Origin of the sequence: Burkholderia sp. AU44665, from assembly GCF_030504405.1 — a bacterium.
GTDB lineage: Bacteria > Pseudomonadota > Gammaproteobacteria > Burkholderiales > Burkholderiaceae > Burkholderia > Burkholderia semiarida.
Map to the genome: position 1 here is coordinate 568485 of NZ_JAUJRI010000002.1, position 22987 is coordinate 591471.

Below are 22987 nucleotides of genomic sequence, written 5' to 3' on the forward strand. Positions count from 1 at the left end.
TGCCCTGTCGTCACTCGACGGCCTTCACCATGTCCTCGATGACCTTCTTCGCATCGCCGAACACCATCATCGTCTTGTCCATGTAGAACAGGTCGTTGTCGAGGCCCGCGTAGCCGGCCGCCATCGAGCGCTTGTTGACGATCACCGTGCGCGCCTTGTACGCCTCGATGATCGGCATCCCCGCGATCGGCGATTTCGGATCGTTCTTCGCCGCCGGGTTCACGACGTCGTTCGCGCCGAGCACGAGCACCACGTCCACCTGGCCGAATTCGCCGTTGATGTCCTCCATCTCGTGCACGATCTCGTACGGCACTTCCGCTTCCGCGAGCAGCACGTTCATGTGCCCCGGCATCCGCCCGGCGACCGGGTGGATCGCGTACTTCACGTCGATGCCCTTCTCGACCAGCTTGTCGGTCAGCTCCTTCAGCGCGTGCTGCGCACGGGCGACGGCGAGCCCGTAACCCGGCACGATCACGACCGATTCCGCGTTGCCGAGCATGAACGCCGCGTCGTCGGCCGAACCCGACTTCACCGGCCGCTGCTCCTGCGCGCCACCCGCGCCGCCGGCCGCCGCTTCCCCGCCGAACCCGCCGAGGATCACGTTGAAGAACGAGCGGTTCATCGCATGGCACATGATGTACGACAGGATCGCGCCCGACGAGCCGACCAGCGAACCGGCGATGATCAGCATCGCGTTGTTCAGCGAGAAGCCGATGCCGGCCGCGGCCCAGCCCGAGTACGAGTTCAGCATCGACACGACCACCGGCATGTCCGCGCCGCCGATCGGGATGATGATCAGCACGCCGAGCACGAACGCGATCGCCGTCATGATGATGAACGGCAGCCACGCCTGCGTGATGAAGAACAGGATGCCGAAGCCGAGCATCGCGATCGCGAGCATCAGGTTGATCAGGTGCTGGCCCGCGTACACGACCGGCGCGCCCTGGAACAGCCGGAACTTGTACTTGCCCGACAGCTTGCCGAACGCGATCACCGAACCGGAGAACGTGATCGCGCCGACGAACGTGCCGATGAACAGCTCGACGCGGTTGCCGTACGGGATGAAGCTCGACGACACCGCGTCCTGCGGCACGAGCCCGAACGCTTCCGGCTCCGACACCACCGCATACGCGATGCACACGGCCGCGAGACCGATCAGCGAGTGCATCGCCGCGACGAGTTCCGGCATCTTCGTCATCTCGACGCGCGCGGCGACGAATGCCCCGACGCCGCCGCCGACGATCAGCGCGCCGAGCACGAGCGCGAGGCCGAGCGGCAGGTTCGCGCCGAGCCACGCGGCCTGCTTGACGATCAGCGCGAGGGTCGTGAGGATCGCGATGGCCATCCCGACCATCCCGAACAGGTTGCCGCGGCGCGCGCTCTTCGGGTTCGACAGCCCCTTCAGCGCCTGGATGAAGCACACCGACGCGACGAGGTACAGCAGCGTGACGACGTTCATGCTCATCGCGCGCCCTCCTTGCCGCCCTCGACACGCTTGGGCTCCTTCTTGCGGAACATCTCGAGCATTCGCCTCGTCACGAGAAAGCCGCCGAACACGTTGACGGCCGCGAGCGCGACCGCGAGCGTGCCGAAGAACTTGCCGGTCGCGCCGACGGTGAGCGCCGCCGCGAGCATCGCGCCGACGATCACGATCGCCGAGATCGCGTTGGTCACGGCCATCAGCGGCGTATGCAGCGCCGGCGTGACGTTCCAGACGACGTGGTAGCCGACGTACACCGCCAGCACGAAGATGATCACGTTGATCACCGTGTGATTGATGACTTCCATGGTCTCCTCCGTTATTTGCGCGTGACTTCGCCGTCGCGGCACAGCAGCGTCGCGGCGACGATGTCGTCGGTCAGGTCGATGTTCAGCGTGCCTTCCTTCGTGACGATCAGCTTCATGAAATCGAGCAGGTTGCGCGCGTACAGCGCCGACGCGTCCGACGCGACCATCGACGCGAGGTTCGTGTAGCCGGCGATCGTCACGCCGTTGTGCACGATCACCTGGTCGGCGACGGTCAGCGGGCAGTTGCCGCCCTTGCGGCCGTCGAATTCCGGGCCGCGGCCGGCCGCGAGATCGACGAGCACCGCGCCGGGCTTCATCGACTGCACGGTCTCCACCGAGATCAACGTCGGCGCCGGGCGCCCCGGAATCAGCGCGGTGGTGATCACGATGTCGGCCTGCTTCGCGCGCTCGTGCACGAGCGCGGCCTGGCGGCCGAGCCACGACGGCGGCATCGGGCGCGCATAGCCGCCGACACCCTGCGCGGCTTCGCGCTCTTCGTCGGTTTCGAACGGGACGTCGAGGAATTTCGCGCCGAGCGACTCGATCTGCTCCTTCACGGCCGGCCGCACGTCGGACGCCTCGATCACGGCGCCGAGCCGCTTCGCGGTCGCGATCGCCTGCAGGCCCGCGACGCCCGCGCCGAGAATCAGCACGCGCGCCGCCTTCACGGTACCCGCGGCCGTCATCAGCATCGGCATGAAGCGCGGATACAGCGACGCGGCCACCAGCACGGCCTTGTAGCCGGCGATGTTCGCCTGCGACGACAGCACGTCGAGACTCTGCGCGCGCGTCGTGCGCGGCGCGGCCTCGAGTGCGAAACCGGTCACGCCGGCCGCGGCGAGTTTCGCCGCCTGCTCGCCATTGAACGGCTCGAGCATGCCGATCAGCACGGTGCCGCGCTTGAGCGACGGCAGTTCGGCGTCGGTGGGCGCCTGGACCTTCAGCACGAGGTCGGCGTCGAAAGCGGCCGACTGGTCGGTCAATTCGGCGCCGGCGGCCGCATAGGCTTCGTCGGGATAGCTGGCCGCGGTGCCGGCCCCTTTCGCGATACTGACCCGATGGCCGGCCGCCGCGTATTTCTTCACGGTTTCCGGCGTCGCGGCCACACGCGCCTCGTTGGCCCGCGTTTCAGCAGGCACTCCAATATGCATCGTCAGTTCCTCCAGTCATTGTCAGTATTTCTTTTCTTGCGATCTTTTTACTGCACAACGAGCCGGACAGGCTGACTTACCGGCTCACGAGCAACGGCGTTCACGCTGCACTTTAACCGAAAGTGATGGCCCCGCCAGCACTTTCCGCACGATCGTGCTCGAATGCGACGTCGGTTTGATCCGCGCCGCCATGTCCCCCGGGGCCGACGAATCCGAAAGGGTCGGATTCGTCTAACGGAACGGCCGGCAGCGTTCGGGCGCAACCGGTAAAATGCCGAACCATGAAACCCGAAATCTGGACCCCGCATGTGACGGTCGCCGCGCTCGTCGAGCGCGCCGGCCGCTTTCTCGTGATCGAGGAAGAAACCTCGACGGGCCTGCGCATCAACCAGCCGGCCGGTCATCTCGAAGCCGGCGAGACGCTAGCCGACGCCGTGATCCGCGAAACGCTGGAGGAAGCCGCGCACCCGTTCACGCCCGACGCGCTCGTCGGCGTCTATCTCGCGCACTATGACCGCCCCGGCAACGCCGGCGCGACCTACCTGCGCTTCACGTTCTGCGGCACGGCCGGCGAACCGGTCGCGGGCCACGTGCTCGACGACGGCATCGTCCGCACGCTGTGGATGACGGCCGACGAGTTGCGCGCCTGCAGCGAGCGCCATCGTTCGCCCGCGGTGATGCGCTGCGTCGACGACTATCTCGCCGGGCGGCGCATTCCGCTCGATTTCGTACACACGCACTCGGTCGCCCCGCGCCCCGAGGCATTCGAACGTCAGGCGGTCGGCAAATGAGCAAGCGCCGTGTAGTGGTGGGCATGTCGGGCGGCGTCGATTCGTCGGTGACCGCGTGGCTGCTGAAGGAACAGGGCTACGACGTGGTCGGCCTGTTCATGAAGAACTGGGAAGACGACGACGACGGCGAGTACTGCTCGACGCGCCAGGACTGGATCGACGTCGTGTCGGTGGCCGACCTGATCGGCATCGACGTGGAAGCCGTCAACTTCGCGGCGGAATACAAGGATCGCGTGTTCGCCGAATTCCTGCGCGAATACTCGGCCGGCCGCACGCCGAACCCCGACGTGCTGTGCAACGCCGAGATCAAGTTCAAGGCGTTCCTCGACCACGCGATGTCGCTCGACGCGGAAATGATCGCGACCGGCCACTATGCGCGCGTGCGCGAACGCGACGGGCGTTTCGAACTGCTGAAGGCGTTCGATCACACGAAGGACCAGTCGTACTTCCTGCACCGGCTGAACCAGGCGCAGCTGTCGAAGACGATGTTCCCGCTCGGCGAGATCCCGAAGACGAAGGTGCGCGAGATCGCCGCGCAGATCGGGTTGCCGAATGCGAAGAAGAAGGATTCGACCGGCATCTGCTTCATCGGCGAGCGGCCGTTCCGCGATTTCCTGAACCGTTATCTTCCGACGAAGCCCGGCCCGATGAAGACGCCCGACGGCAAGGTGGTCGGCGAGCACATCGGCCTCGCGTTCTACACGTTCGGCCAGCGCAAGGGCATCGGGCTCGGCGGCAGCAAGAGCGGCAGCGGCGAGCCGTGGTTCGTCGCCGCGAAGGACATCGCGTCGAACACGCTGTACGTCGTGCAGGGCCACGATCATCCGTGGCTGCTGTCGCGCGAACTCGTCGCCGGCAACGTGAGCTGGGTCGCCGGCGAGCCGCCGGCGGACGGCTTCGCGTGCGGCGCGAAGACGCGCTACCGGCAGGCCGATGCGGCGTGCGTATTCGGTCGAGCCGCGACAGGTCGGGCCGCGCTAGGCCGGGCCGCGATCGACGCCGCGGCAGCCGGCCCGGCAGGCGAGGCGCGCTTCTCGCTCGCGTTCGACGACGCGCAGTGGGCCGTCACGCCCGGCCAGTCGGCCGTGCTGTACGACGGCGAGATCTGTCTGGGCGGCGGCATCATCGAATCCGCGGCGACCGGCCAGCCCGGTCAGGCTGCGGCGGCGGCCCACGCGCCGGCGCTCGCCGAAGCACGCTGACACCCATTCGGTTTAGACTTGCGGCACGCCGCGCCCGGCGGAACACGATTCCGTCGCGGCCGGCGCGCCGCCTTCGCAGCGTACGCATGGCGGTATCTCAAGATTCTTACGGAGTCCCCCATGCTTTCCAGACGCTACCTCGCGATGTGGTGCGCCGTCCTGCTGCTCGTCGCCGCGGCCGCACTCGCGTCGGTCCACCTCCTTTCCTGGCTGTGGATCGTCATCCCCATCGCCCTCGTCGCGCTCGGCCTGTACGACCTGAACCAGGACCGCCACGCGATCCTGCGGAACTACCCGCTGTGGGGCCACTTCCGCTTCCTGTTCGAATTCATCCGGCCTGAAATCCGCCAGTACTTCGTCGAGGACGACACCGACGAAAAACCGTTCTCGCGCGCGCAGCGCAGCCTCGTCTACCAGCGCGCGAAGAACGTCGCCGACAACCGCCCGTACGGCACCGAACTGAACGTGAAGGCCGTCGCGCACGAATGGATCAGCCATTCGCTCGCGCCGACGAAGCTGCCGAACCACGATTTCCGTATCCGCGTCGGCGCGAATCGCGCGCAGCCGTACGACATTTCGATCTTCAACATCTCGGCGATGAGCTTCGGCTCGCTGTCCGCGAACGCGATCCGCTCGCTGAACCTCGGCGCGAAGAAAGGCGGGTTCGCGCACGACACTGGCGAAGGCTCGCTGTCGAAATACCACCGCGAGAACGGCGGCGACATCATCTGGGAAATCGCGTCCGGCTACTTCGGCTGCCGCAACGACGACGGCACCTTCAACCCGGACAAGTTCGCGAAGCAGGCCGCCGATCCGCAGGTCAAGATGATCGAGGTGAAGCTGTCGCAAGGCGCGAAGCCCGGCCACGGCGGCGTGCTGCCGGCCGCGAAGATCACGCCGGAAATCGCGGAGACGCGCGGCGTGCCGATGGGCAAGGACTGCATCTCGCCCGCGACGCACTCGGAATTCTCGACGCCGCGCGGGCTGCTCGAATTCGTCGAACGGCTGCGCACGCTGTCCGGCGGCAAGCCGACCGGCTTCAAGCTGTGCATCGGCCATCCGTGGGAATTCTTCGGGATCGCGAAAGCGATGCTCGAGACGGGCATCGTGCCCGACTTCATCGTCGTCGACGGCGCGGAAGGCGGCACGGGCGCGGCGCCGCTCGAATTCACCGACCACGTCGGCGTGCCGCTGCAGGAAGGGCTGCTGCTCGTGCACAACACGCTCGTCGGGATCGGCGTGCGCGACCGCGTGAAGATCGGCGCGAGCGGCAAGATCATCACCGCGTTCGACATCGCGCGCACGCTCGCGATCGGCGCGGACTGGGTGAACTCGGCGCGCGGCTTCATGTTCGCGGTCGGCTGCATCCAGGCGCAGCACTGCCATACCGACCGCTGCCCGACCGGCGTCGCGACGCAGGACCCGGTGCGCCAGCGGGCGCTCGTCGTGCCCGACAAGGCCGAGCGCGTGTACAACTTCCACCGCAATACGCTGCATGCGCTGCAGGAACTCGTGCAGGCGGCCGGCCTCGCGCATCCGTCCGAGCTGCGCGCGCACCACATCGTGCAGCGGGTCGCGCCGCACGAAGTGCGGCTGATGTCGCAACTGCTGAAATACCTGAAACCCGGTGCGCTGCTCGACGGCCAGACCTGCGGCTTCTCGCTGTACGACAAGTGGTGGCCGCTCGCGCGCAGCGATTCGTTCACGCTCGGCGAAGCCGTGTACGCGTCGATCGAGTAAAGCGCACGGCCACCCCGTTACGACGGCGGCCGGCCCGCGCCGCAAAAGCAAAAGCGCCCCGCGGGGCGCTCTTGCTTTTCTTTCGTCTGGCGAATGCGTGAAGGCCGGGCCGCGGCTCAGTTCTGCGGCAGCGTATCGGCGAACGACGGTCGCTGCTGCAGCTTCACGAAGTGCTTGTCGAGGTTCGGGTGGCGATCGCGCCAGTTGAGCTCGGGCATCCGGAAGTCGAGATAGCCGAGCGCGCAGCCGAGTGCGATGTCGGCGAGCGTGTAATGATTGCCGACGCACCACGTCTTGCCGCCGAGACCCTGCGACATCGCGACGAGCGCGTCGTCGATCTTGCGCTGCTGGCGCGCGATCCAGCTCGGGCTGCGCTGCGCTTCTTCCCGCAGCGTGTGTTCGAGGCGGATCGCGACGGCCGCGTCGAGCACGCCGTCGCCCAGTGCTTCCCAGCACCGCACTTCGAGTCGCTCGCGGCCCGACGGCGGAATCAGCTTGCCGACCGGCGACAGCGTATCGACGTATTCGCAGATCACGCGGGAATCGAACACCGCGGCGCCATCCTCCATCACGAGGCACGGGACCTTGCCGAGCGGATTCGACGCGTGAATATCCGTCTCCGGCGCCCACACATTCTCGAGCTCCAGCTTGTAGTCGATCTTCTTTTCGGCAAGCACGATCCGCGCCTTTCGGACGTACGGGCTGCTGAGCGAACCGATTAATTTCATCATCTGCCTTTTTAAGGGAACCGCCGCGAGTATACGTTGTCGCCGATCATAACCGGCCCGCGCGGCCGGGTAGAAAATCGGCCGTCCGGCCTGTGGATGGTTTGCAACAGCCGCCGCGCGCGGCCCGGCCGGCGCGGCTTCCGCCCCACTCTCACGCACCGCGGCGCGCGGCGCTACAATCGCACGAATGAACGCGCCCCTCGATACCGCCATCGCCGTCGACGTCTACCGCCAGCGCCGTGAACGCGTGCTTGCCGCACTGCGTGCCGCGGGCGGCGGCGTCGCCATCGTCCCCACCGCGCCGGAAATGCTGCGCAACCGCGATACGGCCTACCCGTACCGGTTCGACAGCTACTTCCATTACCTGACGGGCTTCGCCGAGCCGGATGCCGTGCTCGTGCTGAACGCGGCCGCGCCGCACGGCGCGCCGGAATCGATCCTGTTCTGCCGCGCCAGGAACGTCGACCGCGAAATCTGGGAAGGCTTTCACTACGGGCCCGACGCCGCGCGCGACGCGTTCGGCTTCGATGCCGCATTCGCGGTCGACGTGATCGACACCGAGATGCCGCGCCTGCTCGCCGATGCGGGCACCGTGCATTACCGGTTCGGCGCGTCGGCCGAGTTCGAGCGCCGGCTCGCCGGCTGGATCGACGCGGTGCGCGCGCAGGCACGCACGGGCGTCGCCGCGCCGGACGCGCTGCTCGACCTCACGCCGCTGCTCGACGACATGCGGCTCGTGAAGGACGAACACGAACTCGCGATCATGATGCGCGCCGCGCACATCTCCGCGCTCGCGCACCGCCGCGCGATGCAGGCGTGCCGCCCCGGCATCCGCGAATACGAACTCGAGGCCGAGCTGCTGTACCTGTTCCGCAAGCACGGCGCGCAGGCGCCCGCGTACGGGTCGATCGTCGCGGCCGGCGCGAATGCGTGCGTGCTGCACTACCCGGCCGGCAACGCGGCCGCGCGGGACGGTGACCTGATCCTGATCGACGCCGCCTGCGAACTCGACGGCTATGCATCGGACATCACGCGCACGTTCCCGGCCAACGGCCGCTTCTCGCCCGCGCAGCGCACGCTGTACGACATCGTGCTCGCCGCGCAGCAGGCCGCGATCGACGCGACGCGCGCGGGCGTGCCGTTCGAGGCGCCGCACGATGCGGCCGTACGCGTGCTCGCGCAGGGGCTGCTCGATACCGGCATCATCCCGAAAACGCGCTTCTCGAACGTCGACGACGTGATCGCCGAGCGCGCATACACGCGCTTCTACATGCACCGCACCGGCCACTGGCTCGGGATGGACGTGCACGACTGCGGCGACTATCGCGAGCGGCTCGCCGCGCGCGACGCGAACGGCGCGCTGCCGTGGCGCACGCTGAAGCCGGGCATGACGCTCACCGTCGAGCCCGGCCTGTACGTGCGCGCGGCCGACGACGTGCCGCCCGAGTACTGGAACATCGGCATCCGCATCGAGGACGACGCGATCGTGCGCGAGCACGGCTGCGAGCTGATCACGCGCGGCGTGCCGGTCGCGGCCGACGAGATCGAGGCGCTGATGCGCGCGGACGCATGACCGGCCGCCGACCGTTACCTCCGTTTCACGAATCAAGATGACGACCGCTTCCTCGCCGGCCACGCCGGATTACGACCTCGCCATCGTCGGCGCGGGCCCCGTCGGACTCGCGCTCGCCGGCTGGCTCGCACGCCGCAGCGCGACCCAGCATGCGTCGATCGCGCTGATCGACGCGCGCGAACCTGCCGCGAGCGCGAACGACCCGCGCGCGATCGCCGTATCGCACGGCAGCCGCGTGCTGCTCGACACGCTCGCGTGGCCGGCCGACGCCACGCCGATCGAACATATCCACGTGTCGCAACGCGGCCATTTCGGCCGCACGCTGATCGACCGCGACGAACACGCGCTCGCCGCGCTCGGCTACGTCGTGCGTTACGGCTCGATCGTGCAGGCGCTTGCGGGCGCCGTGCGCGACACGCGGGTCGACTGGCTCACGTCCACCACCGCACGCACGCCGCGGCAGGACACCGACGGCGTCACGCTGACGCTCGACGGCCCTCAGGGCGAACGCACGCTGCGCGCGCGCATCGTCATCAATGCCGAAGGCGGGCTGTTTCATGAACGGCACGCCGATACGGGCAAGCATCGCCGCGATTACGGGCAGACCGCGATCGTGGGGACGGTCACGGTATCGGCACCGCGCCCGAACGTCGCGTGGGAGCGCTTCACGCACGAAGGCCCGCTCGCGCTGCTGCCGCTCGGCGGGCCGCGTCAGGCCGAGTATTCGCTCGTATGGTGCTGCACGCCCGACGAGGCCGCACGCCGCGCGGCGCTGCCCGACGACGCTTTCCTTGGCGAGCTCGGCGCGGCATTCGGCGAGCGGATGGGCCGGTTCGTCGCGATCGCGGGGCGGGCGTCGTTCCCGCTCGGGCTGAGCGCGGCGCAAACGCTCGTGAGCGGCCGCATCGCGATCGTCGGCAACGCCGCGCAAACGCTGCATCCGGTCGCGGGCCAGGGGCTCAACCTCGGGCTGCGCGATGCGCATACGCTCGTCGACGCACTCTCCGCGCAAGGCTTCGAAGCGACCGCGCTCGCGACCTTCAACGCGCGCCGCGCGCTCGACCGGCGCCTCACGATCGGCGCGACCGACACGCTGGCGCGCCTGTTTACGATCGACTCGGGCCCGCTTCCGCTGCTGCGCGGCGCGGCGCTCACCGCGCTCGAATTCGTGCCGCCGCTCAAGAAGGCGATCGCTCGCCAGATGATGTTCGGCCAGCGCAACTGACGCGCGGCGCACCGTACGGCCCCTCCGGGCACACCAGGCAAACCGGGTCAAATCGGCGGGGCATGGGAATACGGTAAAATGCCCGTTTTCCGCCTTCCCTTCCCCTGCCCGCGCGTGTCGCGGGCGGCGCCATTGCGATGCCCGTTATCGGCCCTCACGTATTGCGTAACAACCTGTTCGTCGCCCCGATGGCCGGGGTGACGGATCGTCCGTTCCGCCAGCTGTGCAAGCGGCTGGGGGCCGGTTACGCGGTGTCCGAGATGGTCGCGTCCAACGCGCAGCTGTGGAAGAGCGCGAAGACGATGCGGCGCGCGAACCACGAAGGCGAGGTCGAGCCGATCGCGGTTCAGATCGCCGGCGCCGATCCGGCGATGATGGCCGAAGCGGCCCGCTACAACGTCGACAACGGCGCGCAGATCATCGACATCAACATGGGCTGCCCGGCAAAGAAGGTCTGCAACGTCGCGGCCGGCTCCGCGCTGCTGCAGAACGAGCCGCTCGTGCAGCGGATCGTCGAGGCCGTCGTCGCGGCGGTCGGCACCGGGCCCGATGCGGTGCCCGTCACGCTGAAGATCCGCACCGGCTGGGACCGCGAGCACAAGAACGCGCTCACGGTCGCGCGCCTGGCCGAAGCGGCCGGCATCTCGATGCTCACCGTGCATGGCCGCACGCGCGCCGACCTGTACCGCGGCGACGCCGAGTACGACACCATCGCGGCCGTGAAGGCGGCCGTGCGGATTCCGGTCGTCGCGAACGGCGACATCACGTCGCCCGCCAAGGCGAAGGCCGTGCTCGACGCAACCGGCGCCGACGCGCTGATGATCGGTCGCGCCGCGCAAGGCCGGCCGTGGCTGTTCCGCGAAATCGATCATTTCCTGCAAACCGGCGAGCTGCTGCCCCCGCCGCGGATCGACGAGATCCAGCACGTGATGAACGAACACCTGGAAGACCACTACGCTTTCTATGGCGAATTCACCGGCGTCCGTACTGCGCGCAAGCACATCGGCTGGTACACTCGCGGCCTTTCCGGTGCCAACGGGTTCCGGCACCGAATGAACACGCTCGATTCCACCCGCGAGCAGCTCGCCGCCGTCAATGCATTCTTCGAGGCGCAAAAAGCGCTGTCGGACCACCTCGTCTACGTCGATGACGAAGCGGAAAACGGCCGGGGCGAGCCGGACGACCATAACCAGTTAGCAGCATGAGCAAGCACAACATCGAACAATGTGTCCGCGAGAGCCTGGACGTGTATTTCCGGGATCTAGACGGCTCCAATCCGCACGACGTCTATGAAATGGTGATGTCCTGCGTCGAAAAGCCGATGCTCGAGGTCGTGCTCGTACAGGCCGGCGGCAACCAGTCGCTCGCCGCCGAGTACCTCGGCATCAATCGCAATACGCTGCGCAAGAAGCTGCAGCAGCACGGCCTGCTGTAGGCGGCCGTCCCGTCCCCGTTTCCCTGGCTATTGGTGGTTCCATCATGATCAAGCAAGCGCTCATTTCCGTTTCCGACAAGACCGGCATCGTCGACTTCGCGAAGTCGCTGTCCGACCTCGGCGTCAAGCTGCTGTCGACGGGCGGCACCGCGAAACTCCTCGCCGACGCCGGCCTGCCCGTGACCGAAGTGGCCGATTACACGGGCTTCCCGGAAATGCTCGATGGGCGCGTGAAGACGCTGCACCCGAAGGTGCACGGCGGCATCCTCGCCCGCCGCGACCTGCCCGAGCACATGCAGGCGCTGGAGCAGCACGGCATCCCGACGATCGACCTGCTCGTCGTGAACCTGTATCCGTTCGTCGCGACGATCGCGAAGGACGACTGCACGCTCGCCGACGCGATCGAGAACATCGACATCGGCGGCCCGACGATGCTGCGCTCGGCCGCGAAGAACCACCGCGACGTGACCGTCGTGGTCGACCCGGCCGACTACGCGGTCGTGCTCGACGAAATGAAGGCGAACGGCAACACCGTCGGCTACCCGACCAACTTCCGTCTCGCGACGAAGGTGTTCGCGCACACCGCGCAATACGACGGCGCGATCACGAACTACCTGACCAGCCTGACCGACGAGCTGAAGCACGCATCGCGCAGCACGTACCCGGCCACGCTGAACCTGGCGTTCGACAAGGTGCAGGACCTGCGCTACGGCGAGAACCCGCACCAGAGCGCGGCGTTCTACCGCGACCTCGCGGCGCCGGCCGGCGCGCTGGCGAACTACCGCCAGCTGCAGGGCAAGGAACTGTCGTACAACAACATCGCGGATTCGGACGCGGCGTGGGAATGCGTGAAGACGTTCGACGCGCCGGCCTGCGTGATCATCAAGCATGCGAACCCGTGCGGCGTCGCGGTTGGCAACGACTCGGCCGACGCGTACGCGAAGGCATTCCAGACCGACCCGACCTCCGCATTCGGCGGCATCATCGCGTTCAACCGCGAAGTCGACGAAGCGGCCGCGCAAGCGGTGGCGAAGCAGTTCGTCGAAGTGCTGATCGCGCCGTCGTTCTCCGACGCCGCGAAGCAGGTGTTCGCCGCGAAGCAGAACGTGCGCCTGCTCGAAATCGCGCTGGGCGACGGCCACAACGCATTCGACCTGAAGCGCGTGGGCGGCGGCCTGCTCGTGCAGTCGCTCGATTCGAAGAACGTGCAGCCGCACGAGCTGCGCGTCGTCACGAAGCGCCACCCGACGCCGAAGGAAATGGACGACCTGCTGTTCGCATGGCGCGTCGCGAAGTACGTGAAGTCGAACGCGATCGTGTTCTGCGGCAACGGCATGACGCTCGGCGTCGGCGCCGGCCAGATGAGCCGCGTCGATTCCGCCCGTATCGCGAGCATCAAGGCGCAGAACGCGGGGCTGACGCTCGCCGGCTCGGCCGTCGCGTCGGATGCGTTCTTCCCGTTCCGCGACGGCCTCGACGTGGTCGTGGCGGCCGGCGCGACCTGCGTGATCCAGCCGGGCGGCTCGATGCGCGACGACGAAGTGATCGCGGCAGCCGACGAGCACAACATCGCGATGATCCTGACGGGCGTGCGCCACTTCCGTCACTGATCGCCGCATGCGGCCCCCGCGCGGCCGCTGCACCGGAACCCGGCGGCATCACCTCCGCCGGGTTTTTTATTGCGCGGCGCCTTCGCGCGCGACCGCGCGACCGGCTTGCCGCCCCATTCGTTGTAGTATCGCTGCATCACGCCACTCTCCTCACTCATGCGAATTCTCGGCATCGACCCCGGTCTGCGCGTCACCGGCTTCGGCGTCATCGACGTCAGCGGCCATCGGCTCGCCTATGTCACGAGCGGCGTGATCCGCACGCCGACGGCCGACCTGGCCACCCGGCTCGGCACGATCTTCCAGGGCATCTCGACGATCGTGCGCGAACACGCGCCCGACCAGGCCGCGATCGAAAAGGTGTTCGTCAACGTGAACCCGCAGTCGACGCTGCTGCTCGGCCAGGCACGTGGCGCCGCGATCTGCGGGCTCGTCGCGGGCGGGCTGCCGGTCGCCGAATACACGGCGCTGCAGCTCAAGCAGGCCGTGGTCGGCTACGGCCGCGCGACCAAGACGCAGATGCAGGACATGGTCACGCGGCTGCTCAACCTGTCCGGCCAGCCGGGCTCGGACGCCGCCGACGCGCTCGGCATGGCGATCTGCCACGCGCACGGCGGCAACACGCTCAGCACGCTGGGCGGGCTCGCGCCGGCGCTCGCGCAGAAAGGGCTGCGCGTGCGGCGCGGCAGGCTGGTCGGCTGACGCTGCCGCGCACCGCGGCCGCGCGCGTCGGCTCGACTCCGCGGGCTGCGTTGGCCGCCTCGATCGTTTCACCCACGCCCGACATGCCCGCGACACGCGCCGCTTCGGCCTGACGGCCGCGCCCATCGGCATCGCGCCGCGCGTGCGCTACACTCGCGCTTTCTTCCTCGCATCCCGTCCTCCATGATCGGTCGCATCGCCGGCATCCTGCTCGAAAAGAACCCGCCTCATCTGCTCGTCGACTGCAACGGCGTCGGCTATGAAATCGACGTGCCGATGAGCACCTTCTACAACCTGCCGCAAACGGGCGAACGCATCGTGCTGCTCACGCAGCAGATCGTCCGCGAAGACGCACACCTGCTGTACGGCTTCCTGACGCCGCAGGAACGCACGACCTTCCGCGAGCTGCTGAAGATCACCGGCATCGGCGCGCGCATGGCGCTCGCCGTGCTGTCCGGCATGAGCGTCCAGGAGCTCGCCCAGGCCGTGACGATGCAGGACGCCGCACGCCTCACGCGCCTGCCCGGCATCGGCAAGAAGACGGCCGAGCGCCTGCTGCTCGAGCTGAAGGGCAAGCTCGGCGCCGACCTCGGCGCGCTCGCCGGCGCGGCTTCGCCGTCCGACCACGCGACCGACATCCTCAACGCGCTGCTGGCGCTCGGCTACTCCGAGAAGGAAGGCCTTGCCGCGATCAAGAACGTGCCGGCCGGCACCGGCGTGTCCGAAGGCATCAAGCTCGCGCTGAAGGCGTTGTCGAAGGCGTAACGCGCGGTCGATCCGGCCGTCGAAGCCAGTGTCGCGCCGCCGCGCGGCGCGCGCCAGTCGGCCGTTCGGCCAGGTGGCCCGGGCTCCGTCGCGCGGTACAATGGCCGCATGATTGAAACCGACAAACTCGCCACCGAGCAGCGGATCATCGCCGCCACGCCCGCCTCGTCGCACGAGGAGGTGTTCGAACGGGCGCTGCGGCCGCGCCAGCTCGACGACTACGTCGGCCAGGAAAAGGTCCGCGGCCAGCTCGAGATCTTCATCGAAGCCGCGAAACGCCGCTCCGAGCCGCTCGACCACGTGCTGCTGTTCGGGCCGCCGGGGCTCGGCAAGACGACGCTCGCCCACATCATCGCGCGCGAGATGGGCGTGAACCTGCGCCAGACGTCGGGGCCCGTGCTCGAGCGCGCGGGCGATCTCGCCGCGTTGCTCACGAACCTCGAGGCGAACGACGTGCTGTTCATCGACGAAATCCACCGGCTGTCGCCGGTCGTCGAGGAGATCCTGTATCCGGCGCTCGAGGATTACCAGATCGACATCATGATCGGCGAAGGCCCGGCCGCGCGCAGCGTGAAGCTCGACCTGCAGCCGTTCACGCTGGTCGGTGCGACCACTCGCGCGGGGATGCTGACCAACCCGCTGCGCGATCGTTTCGGGATCGTCGCGCGCCTCGAGTTCTACGACGCCGATCAACTGTCGCGCATCGTGCGGCGCTCGGCGTCGCTGCTCAATGCGCAGATCGATCCGAACGGCGCGCTGGAAATCGCGAAGCGCTCGCGCGGCACGCCGCGGATCGCGAACCGGCTCCTGCGCCGCGTGCGCGACTTCGCGGAAGTGAAGGCCGACGGCCAGATCACCGCGGCCGTCGCCGATGCCGCACTTGCGATGCTCGACGTCGATCCGGTCGGCTTCGACCTGATGGACCGCAAGCTGCTCGAAGCGATCCTGTACAAGTTCGACGGCGGCCCGGTCGGCATCGACAATCTCGCGGCGGCAATCGGCGAGGAGCGCGACACGATCGAGGACGTGCTCGAACCGTACCTGATCCAGCAGGGCTTCCTGCAGCGCACGCCGCGCGGGCGCGTCGCGACGCTGCTCACGTATCGCCACTTCGGGCTGTCGGTGCCCGAGGCCCGCCGCACCGAACGCGACGAGTGGGATACTCCGGACGGGAAGTAGTCCGTCGCCCGAGTCGCACCCGCCATGACGACGCCGCCCAGCCACCACCCCACCGCACCCGCGCCGGGCCCGCGCTGGGCCGAGCCGATCCGCAAGCGGCTCGTGGCCGGCATCACGCACCTGACGGTCGGCGGCGGCGGCCCGTCGATCGATCTCTCTTCCCCGCCCGGCGACCCGGGGCTGTTCGGCCCCGACGCCGTCTGCTGGCGCGTGCATGCCGATTTCACGTCGATGATGACAGGCGGCATCGCCGCGCTGCTGCTGCAGGCGCTCCACCCGCTCGCGCTCGCGGGCGTCTGGGATCATTCGTCGTTCCGCACCGATATCCTCGGCCGTCTGCGGCGCACCGCCACGTTCATCACGGGGACGACGTTCGGCAGCCGCGCGGACGCGCTCGCGCTGATCGAGCGCGTGAAGGCGATCCACGCGCACATCTCGGGCAACGCGCCGGACGGCCGGCCGTACCGCGCCGACGATCCCGCGCTGCTGACCTGGGTGCATGTCGCGGAAGTGTCGAGCTTCCTCGCCGCGCATCTGCGTTACGTGAATCCAGCGCTGGCGGGCGAACTGCAGGACCGCTATTACGCGGAGACGGCGCTGATCGCCGAGCTGCTGGGCGCCCAAGCGGTGCCGCGTTCGCGCGCCGAGGTGGCGGCCTATCTCGCGCGCATGCTGCCCGAACTCGAAGCCGGGCCGCGCACGTTCGACGTGATGTCCATCCTGCTGAATGTGCCGGTCGCGAAGCCGGCGCTGCGGCCTGCCGCGTCGCTGGTGATGCATGCCGGAATCGACCTGCTGCCGCCGTGGGCGCAGCGCATGCTCGGCGTGTCGGCCTTCGCGCCGGTGCGGCGCGCGCTGGTCCGGCCCGGCATACGCGCGGTCGCGCCCGTGCTGCGCTGGGCGCTCGTCAACGGCGCGTCGAAGCGTGCGCGCCGCCGCGCGACGGCCGCCCCGTCCGACGGCGCCCCGCCTGGCTGACGATCCGCTTCTTCTGATCATTTCAATTTACCGTCAAATACCTGTGGCAAGCTGACACGCTCGCGCACGGTCGCACGTCCGGCTCGTCACGCACGCCGGTGGCCCGCGCGGAGTTCCGCCTACCCGCTACGACACCCGATGCCCGTGATGCCACGCCTGCCGATCCGTTTCGCCCTTGCCGCCAGCCTGTCCGGCGTCCTCGCCCTCGCCGCGTGTGGAGGCGACGATGTCGCCGCCGTCGCGCGCACGGATGCGCAACTGCCGTCCGGCAGCACGACGACGCCGGCTCCCACGCCGCCCGCAACCACCACGCCGCAAGCGGGCAAGTGGAAAGCCGCCCGCGCCGGCGACCTGCTCGACGTGACGCTAGGCGATCTCCATCCGACGCAGGGCGCGATCGGCTACGACCAGATCTACTACAAGCTCGGCCGCTACGAACTGCAGCCCGACAAGAAGTTCGACGACTTCTGCGCGGACGAGGGCCTCGGCGGCATCGCATCGGGCGGTTACACGACCCGATCGTCGCTGCGCGATCCGGCCAGCTACACGTGCGCGACGACCGACGCGACCGCCCGCGACCGCTCGGTGCTGAACCCCGTCGTGATCGGCCCGAACGGCGATACGCTGTACCTGACCGACGGCCACCACGGCCTGTCGACTTACTACGAGACGCCCGACGGCGGCCCGGCGCTGCACGTGCACGTCGTCGTCAAGGACAACCTCGGCGACTACTCGGGCGACGCGTTCTGGCAGCAGATGCAAAGCCGCGGCTATCTGCGCCTGAAGGACGGCGAAGGCAAGCCGATCGCGACCGCGCAACTGCCGAGCGGCCTCGGCCTGACGCTCGGGATGACGAACGACCGCTACCGGTCGCTCGTCTATTTCACGCGCGACATCGGCTACAGCAAGCCCGCGCAAGCAACCGACTACCTCGAGTTCTACTGGGCCGACTGGCTGCGAGCGCAGCCGGGTACGTTCGCGCTGGCGAGCTACGACCTGACGCGCGGCGGCACGACCGATCCCGATCCGGCGAAGGCCGACAAGGGCTACCTGAATGCGGTCTGGAATGCGTCTGCGCGGATGGTCGCGGCCACGGACCCGGTGATCGACGGCAAGACGGGCGCCGAGCTCGGGCGCGCCGATGCGATCAACGGCGGGAAGAAATACAGCAAGGGGGAATTCGACAAGCTGCGCCAGCCGATCACGGCCGACAAGCCCGGCAAGATCGCGTACGCGCTCGACTACAAGACGCGTCACGGGCTGCCGCAGTAAGCGTCACGCCGGAAGACAGCAAGGCCCCCGGGGAGCCGCCCGGGCCGGACGCGATTGGCGTGCTCAGAGCACCTTGCGGTACCCGTCGTCATCGTCGCTCGCGGCTTCGAGATGCGACACGTCGGCCCACCGCACGACCTGCGCGCGACCATCGACGTAATCGACGACGTTGATGCTGGTGTTGAGCAGTTGATAGTTGCGCGGCGCCGACAGCTCGATCCCGTTCGCGAAGCGATACACGCAATCGAGCACGCCACCGTGCGCGACGCATGCGATCCGGCCGCCCGGATGCGCGGCGACGATCGGTTCGAGCGCATGCAGCACGCGGTGATAGAACGCACGCTGCGACTCGCCGCCCTCCGGCGCGAAACCCGGATCGCGCGTTTGCCACACCGCATACGCGTCCGGAAACAGCGCCTCGATCTCGGTACTGTCGTGCCCCTGGAACGCGCCGTACGATCGTTCGCGCAACCCTTCGCGCAGCAGCAGCGGCAGCCCGAGCGCATCGGCGAATGGTTGGGCGGTCTGTTGCGCGCGCATCAGGTCGCTCGAATACACCGCATCGATCCGCGCGCCGTCGCGCGCCTCCCGTCCGAGCCGCGCCGCCAGCCGCTGCGCCTGCGCGAGCCCCGTGTCGGCCAGCGGGATGTCGATATGTCCCTGGATGCGTTTGATGCGGTTCCAGGCCGTCTCGCCATGGCGGATGAAGAGAATCTGCGTGGTAGCCATCGCGGCGCGCCTCCGGGAAAGAATCAGGGCCGCACTTGCAGCCAGAACGTCACGGGGCCGTCGTTGACGAGCGACACCTGCATGTCGGCGCCGAACTCGCCCGTCTCGACGACGGGATGGCGCGCCCGCGCGGCCGCGACGAAATAGTCGAACAGCCGCGCGCCTTCGTCGGGCGGCGCGGCCGGCGTGAAGCTCGGACGCAGCCCGCTGTTGGTATCGGCCGCCAGCGTGAACTGCGACACGAGCAGCAGCCCGCCCGCGCGGCCTTCGCCGTCGATGTTCGACACCGGCAGGTTCATCTTGCCGGCTGCGTCGCTGAACACGCGGTAGCCGAGCAGCTTCGCGAGCAACTTGTCGGCCGCGGCCTCGGAATCGCCGCGCTCCGCGCAGACCAGCGCGAGCAGGCCCGCGCCGATCTCGCCCGTCGTGCGGCCGCCGACGCGGACGTCGGCGCGCGTCACGCGCTGGATCAGCGCGATCATGCGGTCAGCGTGACGCGTGCGAAGCGGCGCTTGCCAACCTGCACGACGAACTCGCCGGCCTCGACCTTCAGGCCCTTGTCCGACACGGTCGCGCCGTCGATCTTCACGCCGCCCTGCTCGATGTTGCGCAGCGCTTCGCTCGTCGACGGCACGAGGCCGGCCTGCTTCAGCAACTGGCCGATCGCCAGCGGCGCGCCGGCCAGCGTGACCGACGGAATGTCGTCCGGCACGCCGCCCTTCGCGCGATGGTTGAAGTCTTCCAGCGCACGCTCGGCATCGGCTTGCGAGTGGAACCGCGCGACGATTTCCTGCGCGAGCAGCACCTTGAAATCGCGCGGGTTACGGCCGCCTTCGGCCTCGCGCTTGAAGCCAGCGATCTCGTCGAGGCTGCGGAACGACAGCAGCTCGAAGTAACGCCACATCAGCGTGTCCGAGATGCTCATCAGCTTGCCGAACATGTCGGTCGGCTTCTCGCTGATGCCGACGTAGTTGCCCTTCGACTTCGACATCTTCTCGACGCCGTCGAGGCCTTCGAGCAGCGGCATCGTCAAAATGCACTGCTGTTCCTGGCCGTACTGCTTCTGCAGTTCGCGACCGACCAGCAGGTTGAACTTCTGGTCGGTGCCGCCGAGCTCGAGATCGGCGTTCAGCGCGACCGAATCGTAGCCCTGCATCAGCGGGTACAGGAATTCGTGGATCGAGATCGGCACGCCGCCCTGGAAGCGCTTCGTGAAATCCTCGCGTTCGAGGATCCGCGCGACCGTGTAGCGCGACGCGAGCTTGATCATCCCGTCCGCGCCGAGCGGCATCGACCATTCGCTGTTGTAGCGGATCTCGGTCTTGTCGCGATCGAGCACGAGCGCGGCCTGCTCGAAGTAGGTCTTCGCGTTCGATTCGATCTGCTCGCGCGTGAGCGGCGGGCGCGTTGCGTTGCGGCCCGACGGATCGCCGATCAGCGACGTGAAATCGCCGATCAGGAAGATCACCGTGTGACCGAGGTCCTGCAACTGCCGCATCTTGTTCAGCACGACCGTATGGCCGATGTGGATGTCCGGTGCGGTCGGGTCGAGGCCAAGCTTGATGCGCAGCGGCGTGCCGGTGGCGGCGCTGCGCGCGAGCTTCTGCGCGAACTCTTCCTCGATCAGCAGCTCGTCGACGCCGCGCTTCGTGACGGCGAGCGCATGCCGGACTTCGTCGGTGATCGGGAAAACGGGCTTGGAACTGGGTTCGGTGCTCATCGGTGCCAGGAAGAATGTCGCAAAAACAGGGATTTTCCCATAACTTGCGCGCGCATCGCTTAACGACGCGTCGCGTTGCGCGGATAATCGGGCGCAAGGCGCGCGGCACCGGCCCGCGCCGCACGATCCAGGAGAATCCAACGTGCCGCAACGACAGCCGCAGCATGCCGATCCGGCAGACGGCATCTACTTCGGGCTGATGTCGGGAACCAGCATGGACGGCGTCGACGGTGTCGCCGTGCGTTTCGAGGCCGGCCGCGCGCCGGTCGTGCTCGCCGAAGCGTTCGTCGGCTTCGCGCAATCGCTGCGCGACGCGCTGTTCGCGCTGCAGCAGCCCGGCGACAACGAGATCGACCGCGAATCGCTCGCGGCGAATGCGCTCGTCGCGCGCTATGCGGTGTGCTGCCATGAATTGCAGCGCACGGCCGGGCTGTCGCGCGACGAGATCCGCGCGATCGGCGTGCACGGCCAGACGGTGCGCCACCGCCCCGAGCGCGGCTACACGCGCCAGCTCAACAATCCGGCGCTGCTGGCCGAGCTGACCCAGGTCGACGTGATCGCCGATTTCCGCAGCCGCGATGTGGCGGCCGGCGGCCACGGCGCGCCGCTCGCGCCGGCCTTCCACGCGACGGTGTTCGGCGCGCCGGGCGAAACGCGGGTCGTGTGCAATCTCGGCGGGATCAGCAACATCACGATCCTGCCCGGCGCGGGCGGCGACGTGCGCGGCTTCGACTGCGGCCCCGCGAATGCGCTGATCGACGCATGGGCGACCCGCCATCTGGGCAAGCCGTACGACGACGGCGGAAAGTTCGCCGCACGCGGCGCCATCCACGCGGCGCTGCTCGATGCGCTGCTCGACGAACCGTATTTCACCGCGCCGCCGCCGAAGAGCACCGGGCGCGACCTGTTCAATCCCGCGTGGCTCGACGCGAAGCTCGCCGCGTTCCCGCAGGTGGCGCCGGAGGACGTACAGGCCACGCTCACCGCGCTCACCGCCGTGTCGGTGGCGCGCGAAATCGCGCAGCACGCACCGGGCTGCAAGGCCGTTTTCGTCTGCGGCGGCGGCGCGCGCAATCCGGTGCTGCTCGACGCGCTTCGGCACGCGCTAGGCGAGGCCGGCGTGCCGGCGAGCGTCGATACGACGGCCGCGCTCGGCGTGCCGCCGCAGCAGGTCGAAGCGCTCGCGTTCGCGTGGCTTGCGTACCGCTTCACCGCGCGCCAGCCCGGCAATCTCGCGACGGTCACCGGCGCGGCCGCCAACCGCGTGCTCGGCGCGCTCTATCCGCGCTGATGCGGTACCCGGCCTGTCGCGGGCGCTGCAGGACGAGCACGCATTAAAAAACGGGGCATGAAGCCCCGTTTTTCATTCCGGCGAACCGGCGCGGATCTGTCGTGCGCTCAGACCGAGAACGACGAACCGCACCCGCAGGTGGTGGTCGCGTTCGGGTTCTTGATCACGAACTGGGCGCCGTTGAGGTCGTCCTTGTAGTCGATCTCGGCGCCGACCAGGTACTGGTAGCTCATCGAGTCGATCAGGAGCTGGACGCCGTTCTTGTCCATCACGGTGTCGTCCTCGTTGACTTCCTCGTCGAACGTGAAGCCATACTGGAAGCCCGAGCAGCCGCCACCCTGCACGAACACGCGCAGCTTCAGGTCGGGATTGCCCTCTTCGTCGATCAATTGCTTGACCTTGTCGGCCGCGGCGTCGGTGAAGACGAACGGCAGCGGCATATCGGTCGTCGTTGCTGCGGATTCGGTAACAGCGTTCATTCGAACTCTCCAAAAAGCTTTAGCCGCTATTGTAGGGCCGATCAGAAGATCGTGCTGATGTCCATGAAATCAATAGGTTCTTGTCGATTTCGTCAAGCGTGCCTGCACGGGCGGCCGCCACGGCGGCCCGGGCGTGGGTAAACCAGCGGGCATAAAAAAACCGCCAGCGTGAAAGCTGGCGGTTTTCCGGCGGACGCCGCCCGGAAGCGGCGAGGCCATGAAGCGGAATTAACGCTTCGAGAACTGCTTCGCGCGGCGTGCCTTGCGCAGACCGACCTTCTTACGCTCGACTTCACGTGCATCGCGCGTGACGAAGCCTGCGTTCGACAGCGACGGCTTCAGCGTCGCATCGTAGTCGATCAGTGCACGGGTGATGCCGTGGCGCACTGCGCCTGCCTGACCCGTTTCGCCGCCGCCGTTGACGTTGACCTTGATGTCGAACGTCTGGCCGTGGTTCGTGAGTTCCAGCGGCTGGCGCACGATCATCAGCGACGTTTCGCGCGAGAAGTAGTCAGCGATGGGCTTGCCGTTGACGATGATGTCGCCCTTGCCAGCCTTGATGAAGACACGTGCGACTGCGCTCTTGCGGCGGCCCGTGCCGTAGTTCCAGTTACCGATCATGTGGGCTCCCC

General features: G+C 68.0%; 23 protein-coding genes. 14 read left to right on the forward strand and 9 right to left on the reverse strand.

From position 1 onward, the window contains the following. Nucleotides 1–10 precede the first annotated feature (10 nt). The 3 genes from QZM15_RS07770 to QZM15_RS07780 are packed head-to-tail and all read right to left on the reverse strand — an operon-like array spanning nt 11 to nt 2939. The gene (locus QZM15_RS07770; RefSeq protein WP_302106138.1) at nt 11–1465 is read right to left on the reverse strand and encodes an NAD(P)(+) transhydrogenase (Re/Si-specific) subunit beta; all 1455 of its coding nucleotides are present in this window, start codon (nt 1463–1465) and stop codon (nt 11–13) included. Next, nucleotides 1462–1788, reverse strand: a complete 327-nt coding sequence (locus QZM15_RS07775; RefSeq protein ID WP_006476884.1) for an NAD(P) transhydrogenase subunit alpha — start codon at nt 1786–1788, stop codon at nt 1462–1464. Before QZM15_RS07775 ends, QZM15_RS07770 begins: the two co-directional genes overlap by 4 nt. A gap of 11 nt (nt 1789–1799) precedes the next feature. After that, a complete protein-coding gene (locus QZM15_RS07780) occupies nt 1800–2939 on the reverse strand; it encodes a Re/Si-specific NAD(P)(+) transhydrogenase subunit alpha (protein ID WP_060312663.1) in 1140 nt (379 codons plus the stop codon). 281 nt (nt 2940–3220) lie between these two features. Here QZM15_RS07780 and QZM15_RS07785 point away from each other — a divergent pair, with 281 nt between their 5' ends. From QZM15_RS07785 to QZM15_RS07795, 3 genes are all read left to right on the forward strand, one after another. After that, a complete protein-coding gene (locus QZM15_RS07785) occupies nt 3221–3730 on the forward strand; it encodes an NUDIX hydrolase (protein WP_302106139.1) in 510 nt (169 codons plus the stop codon). Further along, nucleotides 3727–4932 (forward strand): tRNA 2-thiouridine(34) synthase MnmA, encoded by a 1206-nt coding sequence (mnmA, locus tag QZM15_RS07790; protein WP_059581128.1) that lies wholly within the window; start codon nt 3727–3729, stop codon nt 4930–4932. Before QZM15_RS07785 ends, mnmA begins: the two co-directional genes overlap by 4 nt. Before the next feature lie 120 nt (nt 4933–5052). Continuing rightward, nucleotides 5053–6672 (forward strand): FMN-binding glutamate synthase family protein, encoded by a 1620-nt coding sequence (locus QZM15_RS07795; protein ID WP_302106140.1) that lies wholly within the window; start codon nt 5053–5055, stop codon nt 6670–6672. Nucleotides 6673–6788: 116 nt separating this feature from the next. Here the strand turns inward: QZM15_RS07795 and QZM15_RS07800 are convergent, their stop codons facing one another. Continuing rightward, nucleotides 6789–7403, reverse strand: a complete 615-nt coding sequence (locus QZM15_RS07800) for a glutathione S-transferase family protein (RefSeq protein ID WP_060965584.1) — start codon at nt 7401–7403, stop codon at nt 6789–6791. 184 nt (nt 7404–7587) lie between these two features. Here QZM15_RS07800 and QZM15_RS07805 point away from each other — a divergent pair, with 184 nt between their 5' ends. From QZM15_RS07805 to QZM15_RS07850, 10 genes are all read left to right on the forward strand, one after another. Then, nucleotides 7588–8973 carry an aminopeptidase P N-terminal domain-containing protein gene (locus tag QZM15_RS07805; RefSeq protein ID WP_302106141.1) on the forward strand — a complete coding sequence of 462 codons (1386 nt, stop codon included), beginning with the start codon at nt 7588–7590 and terminating at the stop codon, nt 8971–8973. 37 nt (nt 8974–9010) lie between these two features. Next, on the forward strand, nt 9011–10198 hold the full coding sequence (locus QZM15_RS07810; protein WP_099316073.1) for a UbiH/UbiF/VisC/COQ6 family ubiquinone biosynthesis hydroxylase: 1188 nt from the start codon (nt 9011–9013) through the stop codon (nt 10196–10198). 137 nt (nt 10199–10335) lie between these two features. Further along, a complete protein-coding gene (gene dusB / locus QZM15_RS07815; protein WP_302106142.1) occupies nt 10336–11403 on the forward strand; it encodes a tRNA dihydrouridine synthase DusB in 1068 nt (355 codons plus the stop codon). Next, nucleotides 11400–11633 carry a Fis family transcriptional regulator gene (locus QZM15_RS07820; RefSeq protein WP_006476892.1) on the forward strand — a complete coding sequence of 78 codons (234 nt, stop codon included), beginning with the start codon at nt 11400–11402 and terminating at the stop codon, nt 11631–11633. Before dusB ends, QZM15_RS07820 begins: the two co-directional genes overlap by 4 nt. A gap of 44 nt (nt 11634–11677) precedes the next feature. Then, a complete protein-coding gene (gene purH / locus QZM15_RS07825) occupies nt 11678–13243 on the forward strand; it encodes a bifunctional phosphoribosylaminoimidazolecarboxamide formyltransferase/IMP cyclohydrolase (protein ID WP_059581113.1) in 1566 nt (521 codons plus the stop codon). A 156-nt stretch (nt 13244–13399) separates the two neighbouring features. Beyond that, the gene (gene ruvC, locus QZM15_RS07830; RefSeq protein WP_059638140.1) at nt 13400–13942 is read left to right on the forward strand and encodes a crossover junction endodeoxyribonuclease RuvC; all 543 of its coding nucleotides are present in this window, start codon (nt 13400–13402) and stop codon (nt 13940–13942) included. Nucleotides 13943–14125: 183 nt separating this feature from the next. Then, a complete protein-coding gene (gene ruvA / locus QZM15_RS07835) occupies nt 14126–14707 on the forward strand; it encodes a Holliday junction branch migration protein RuvA (protein WP_031402135.1) in 582 nt (193 codons plus the stop codon). A gap of 108 nt (nt 14708–14815) precedes the next feature. Then, nucleotides 14816–15886, forward strand: coding sequence for a Holliday junction branch migration DNA helicase RuvB (gene ruvB / locus QZM15_RS07840; RefSeq protein WP_059581103.1), 1071 nt, complete (start codon nt 14816–14818; stop codon nt 15884–15886). A 24-nt stretch (nt 15887–15910) separates the two neighbouring features. Then, nucleotides 15911–16864 (forward strand): oxygenase MpaB family protein, encoded by a 954-nt coding sequence (locus QZM15_RS07845; RefSeq protein ID WP_302106143.1) that lies wholly within the window; start codon nt 15911–15913, stop codon nt 16862–16864. 147 nt (nt 16865–17011) lie between these two features. After that, on the forward strand, nt 17012–18136 hold the full coding sequence (locus QZM15_RS07850) for a ParB/Srx family N-terminal domain-containing protein (protein WP_302106182.1): 1125 nt from the start codon (nt 17012–17014) through the stop codon (nt 18134–18136). Nucleotides 18137–18199: 63 nt separating this feature from the next. On the opposite strand, the gene QZM15_RS07855 is transcribed toward QZM15_RS07850, so the two are convergent. Genes QZM15_RS07855 through tyrS form a run of 3 tightly spaced genes read right to left on the reverse strand, consistent with a single transcriptional unit; the run spans nt 18200 to nt 20585 of the window. After that, nucleotides 18200–18865 carry a histidine phosphatase family protein gene (locus QZM15_RS07855; RefSeq protein WP_302106144.1) on the reverse strand — a complete coding sequence of 222 codons (666 nt, stop codon included), beginning with the start codon at nt 18863–18865 and terminating at the stop codon, nt 18200–18202. Between the two features lie 23 nt (nt 18866–18888). Beyond that, a complete protein-coding gene (gene dtd, locus QZM15_RS07860) occupies nt 18889–19347 on the reverse strand; it encodes a D-aminoacyl-tRNA deacylase (RefSeq protein WP_226224541.1) in 459 nt (152 codons plus the stop codon). Continuing rightward, entirely contained in the window at nt 19344–20585 is a 1242-nt protein-coding gene (tyrS, locus tag QZM15_RS07865; protein WP_059581097.1) for a tyrosine--tRNA ligase, read from the reverse strand. The genes dtd and tyrS overlap by 4 nt, the downstream gene beginning before the upstream one ends. Before the next feature lie 142 nt (nt 20586–20727). Here tyrS and QZM15_RS07870 point away from each other — a divergent pair, with 142 nt between their 5' ends. Then, nucleotides 20728–21876: an anhydro-N-acetylmuramic acid kinase gene (locus QZM15_RS07870; protein ID WP_059638132.1), complete on the forward strand. Its 1149-nt coding sequence runs from the start codon at nt 20728–20730 to the stop codon at nt 21874–21876. A 107-nt stretch (nt 21877–21983) separates the two neighbouring features. Here QZM15_RS07870 and erpA read toward each other — a convergent pair whose 3' ends face one another. Together erpA and rpsI are read right to left on the reverse strand one after the other, a co-directional pair. Then, the gene (gene erpA, locus QZM15_RS07875; protein ID WP_034187117.1) at nt 21984–22355 is read right to left on the reverse strand and encodes an iron-sulfur cluster insertion protein ErpA; all 372 of its coding nucleotides are present in this window, start codon (nt 22353–22355) and stop codon (nt 21984–21986) included. A 228-nt stretch (nt 22356–22583) separates the two neighbouring features. After that, on the reverse strand, nt 22584–22976 hold the full coding sequence (rpsI, locus tag QZM15_RS07880) for a 30S ribosomal protein S9 (protein WP_011883283.1): 393 nt from the start codon (nt 22974–22976) through the stop codon (nt 22584–22586). Between the last annotated feature and the right edge of the window lie 11 nt (nt 22977–22987).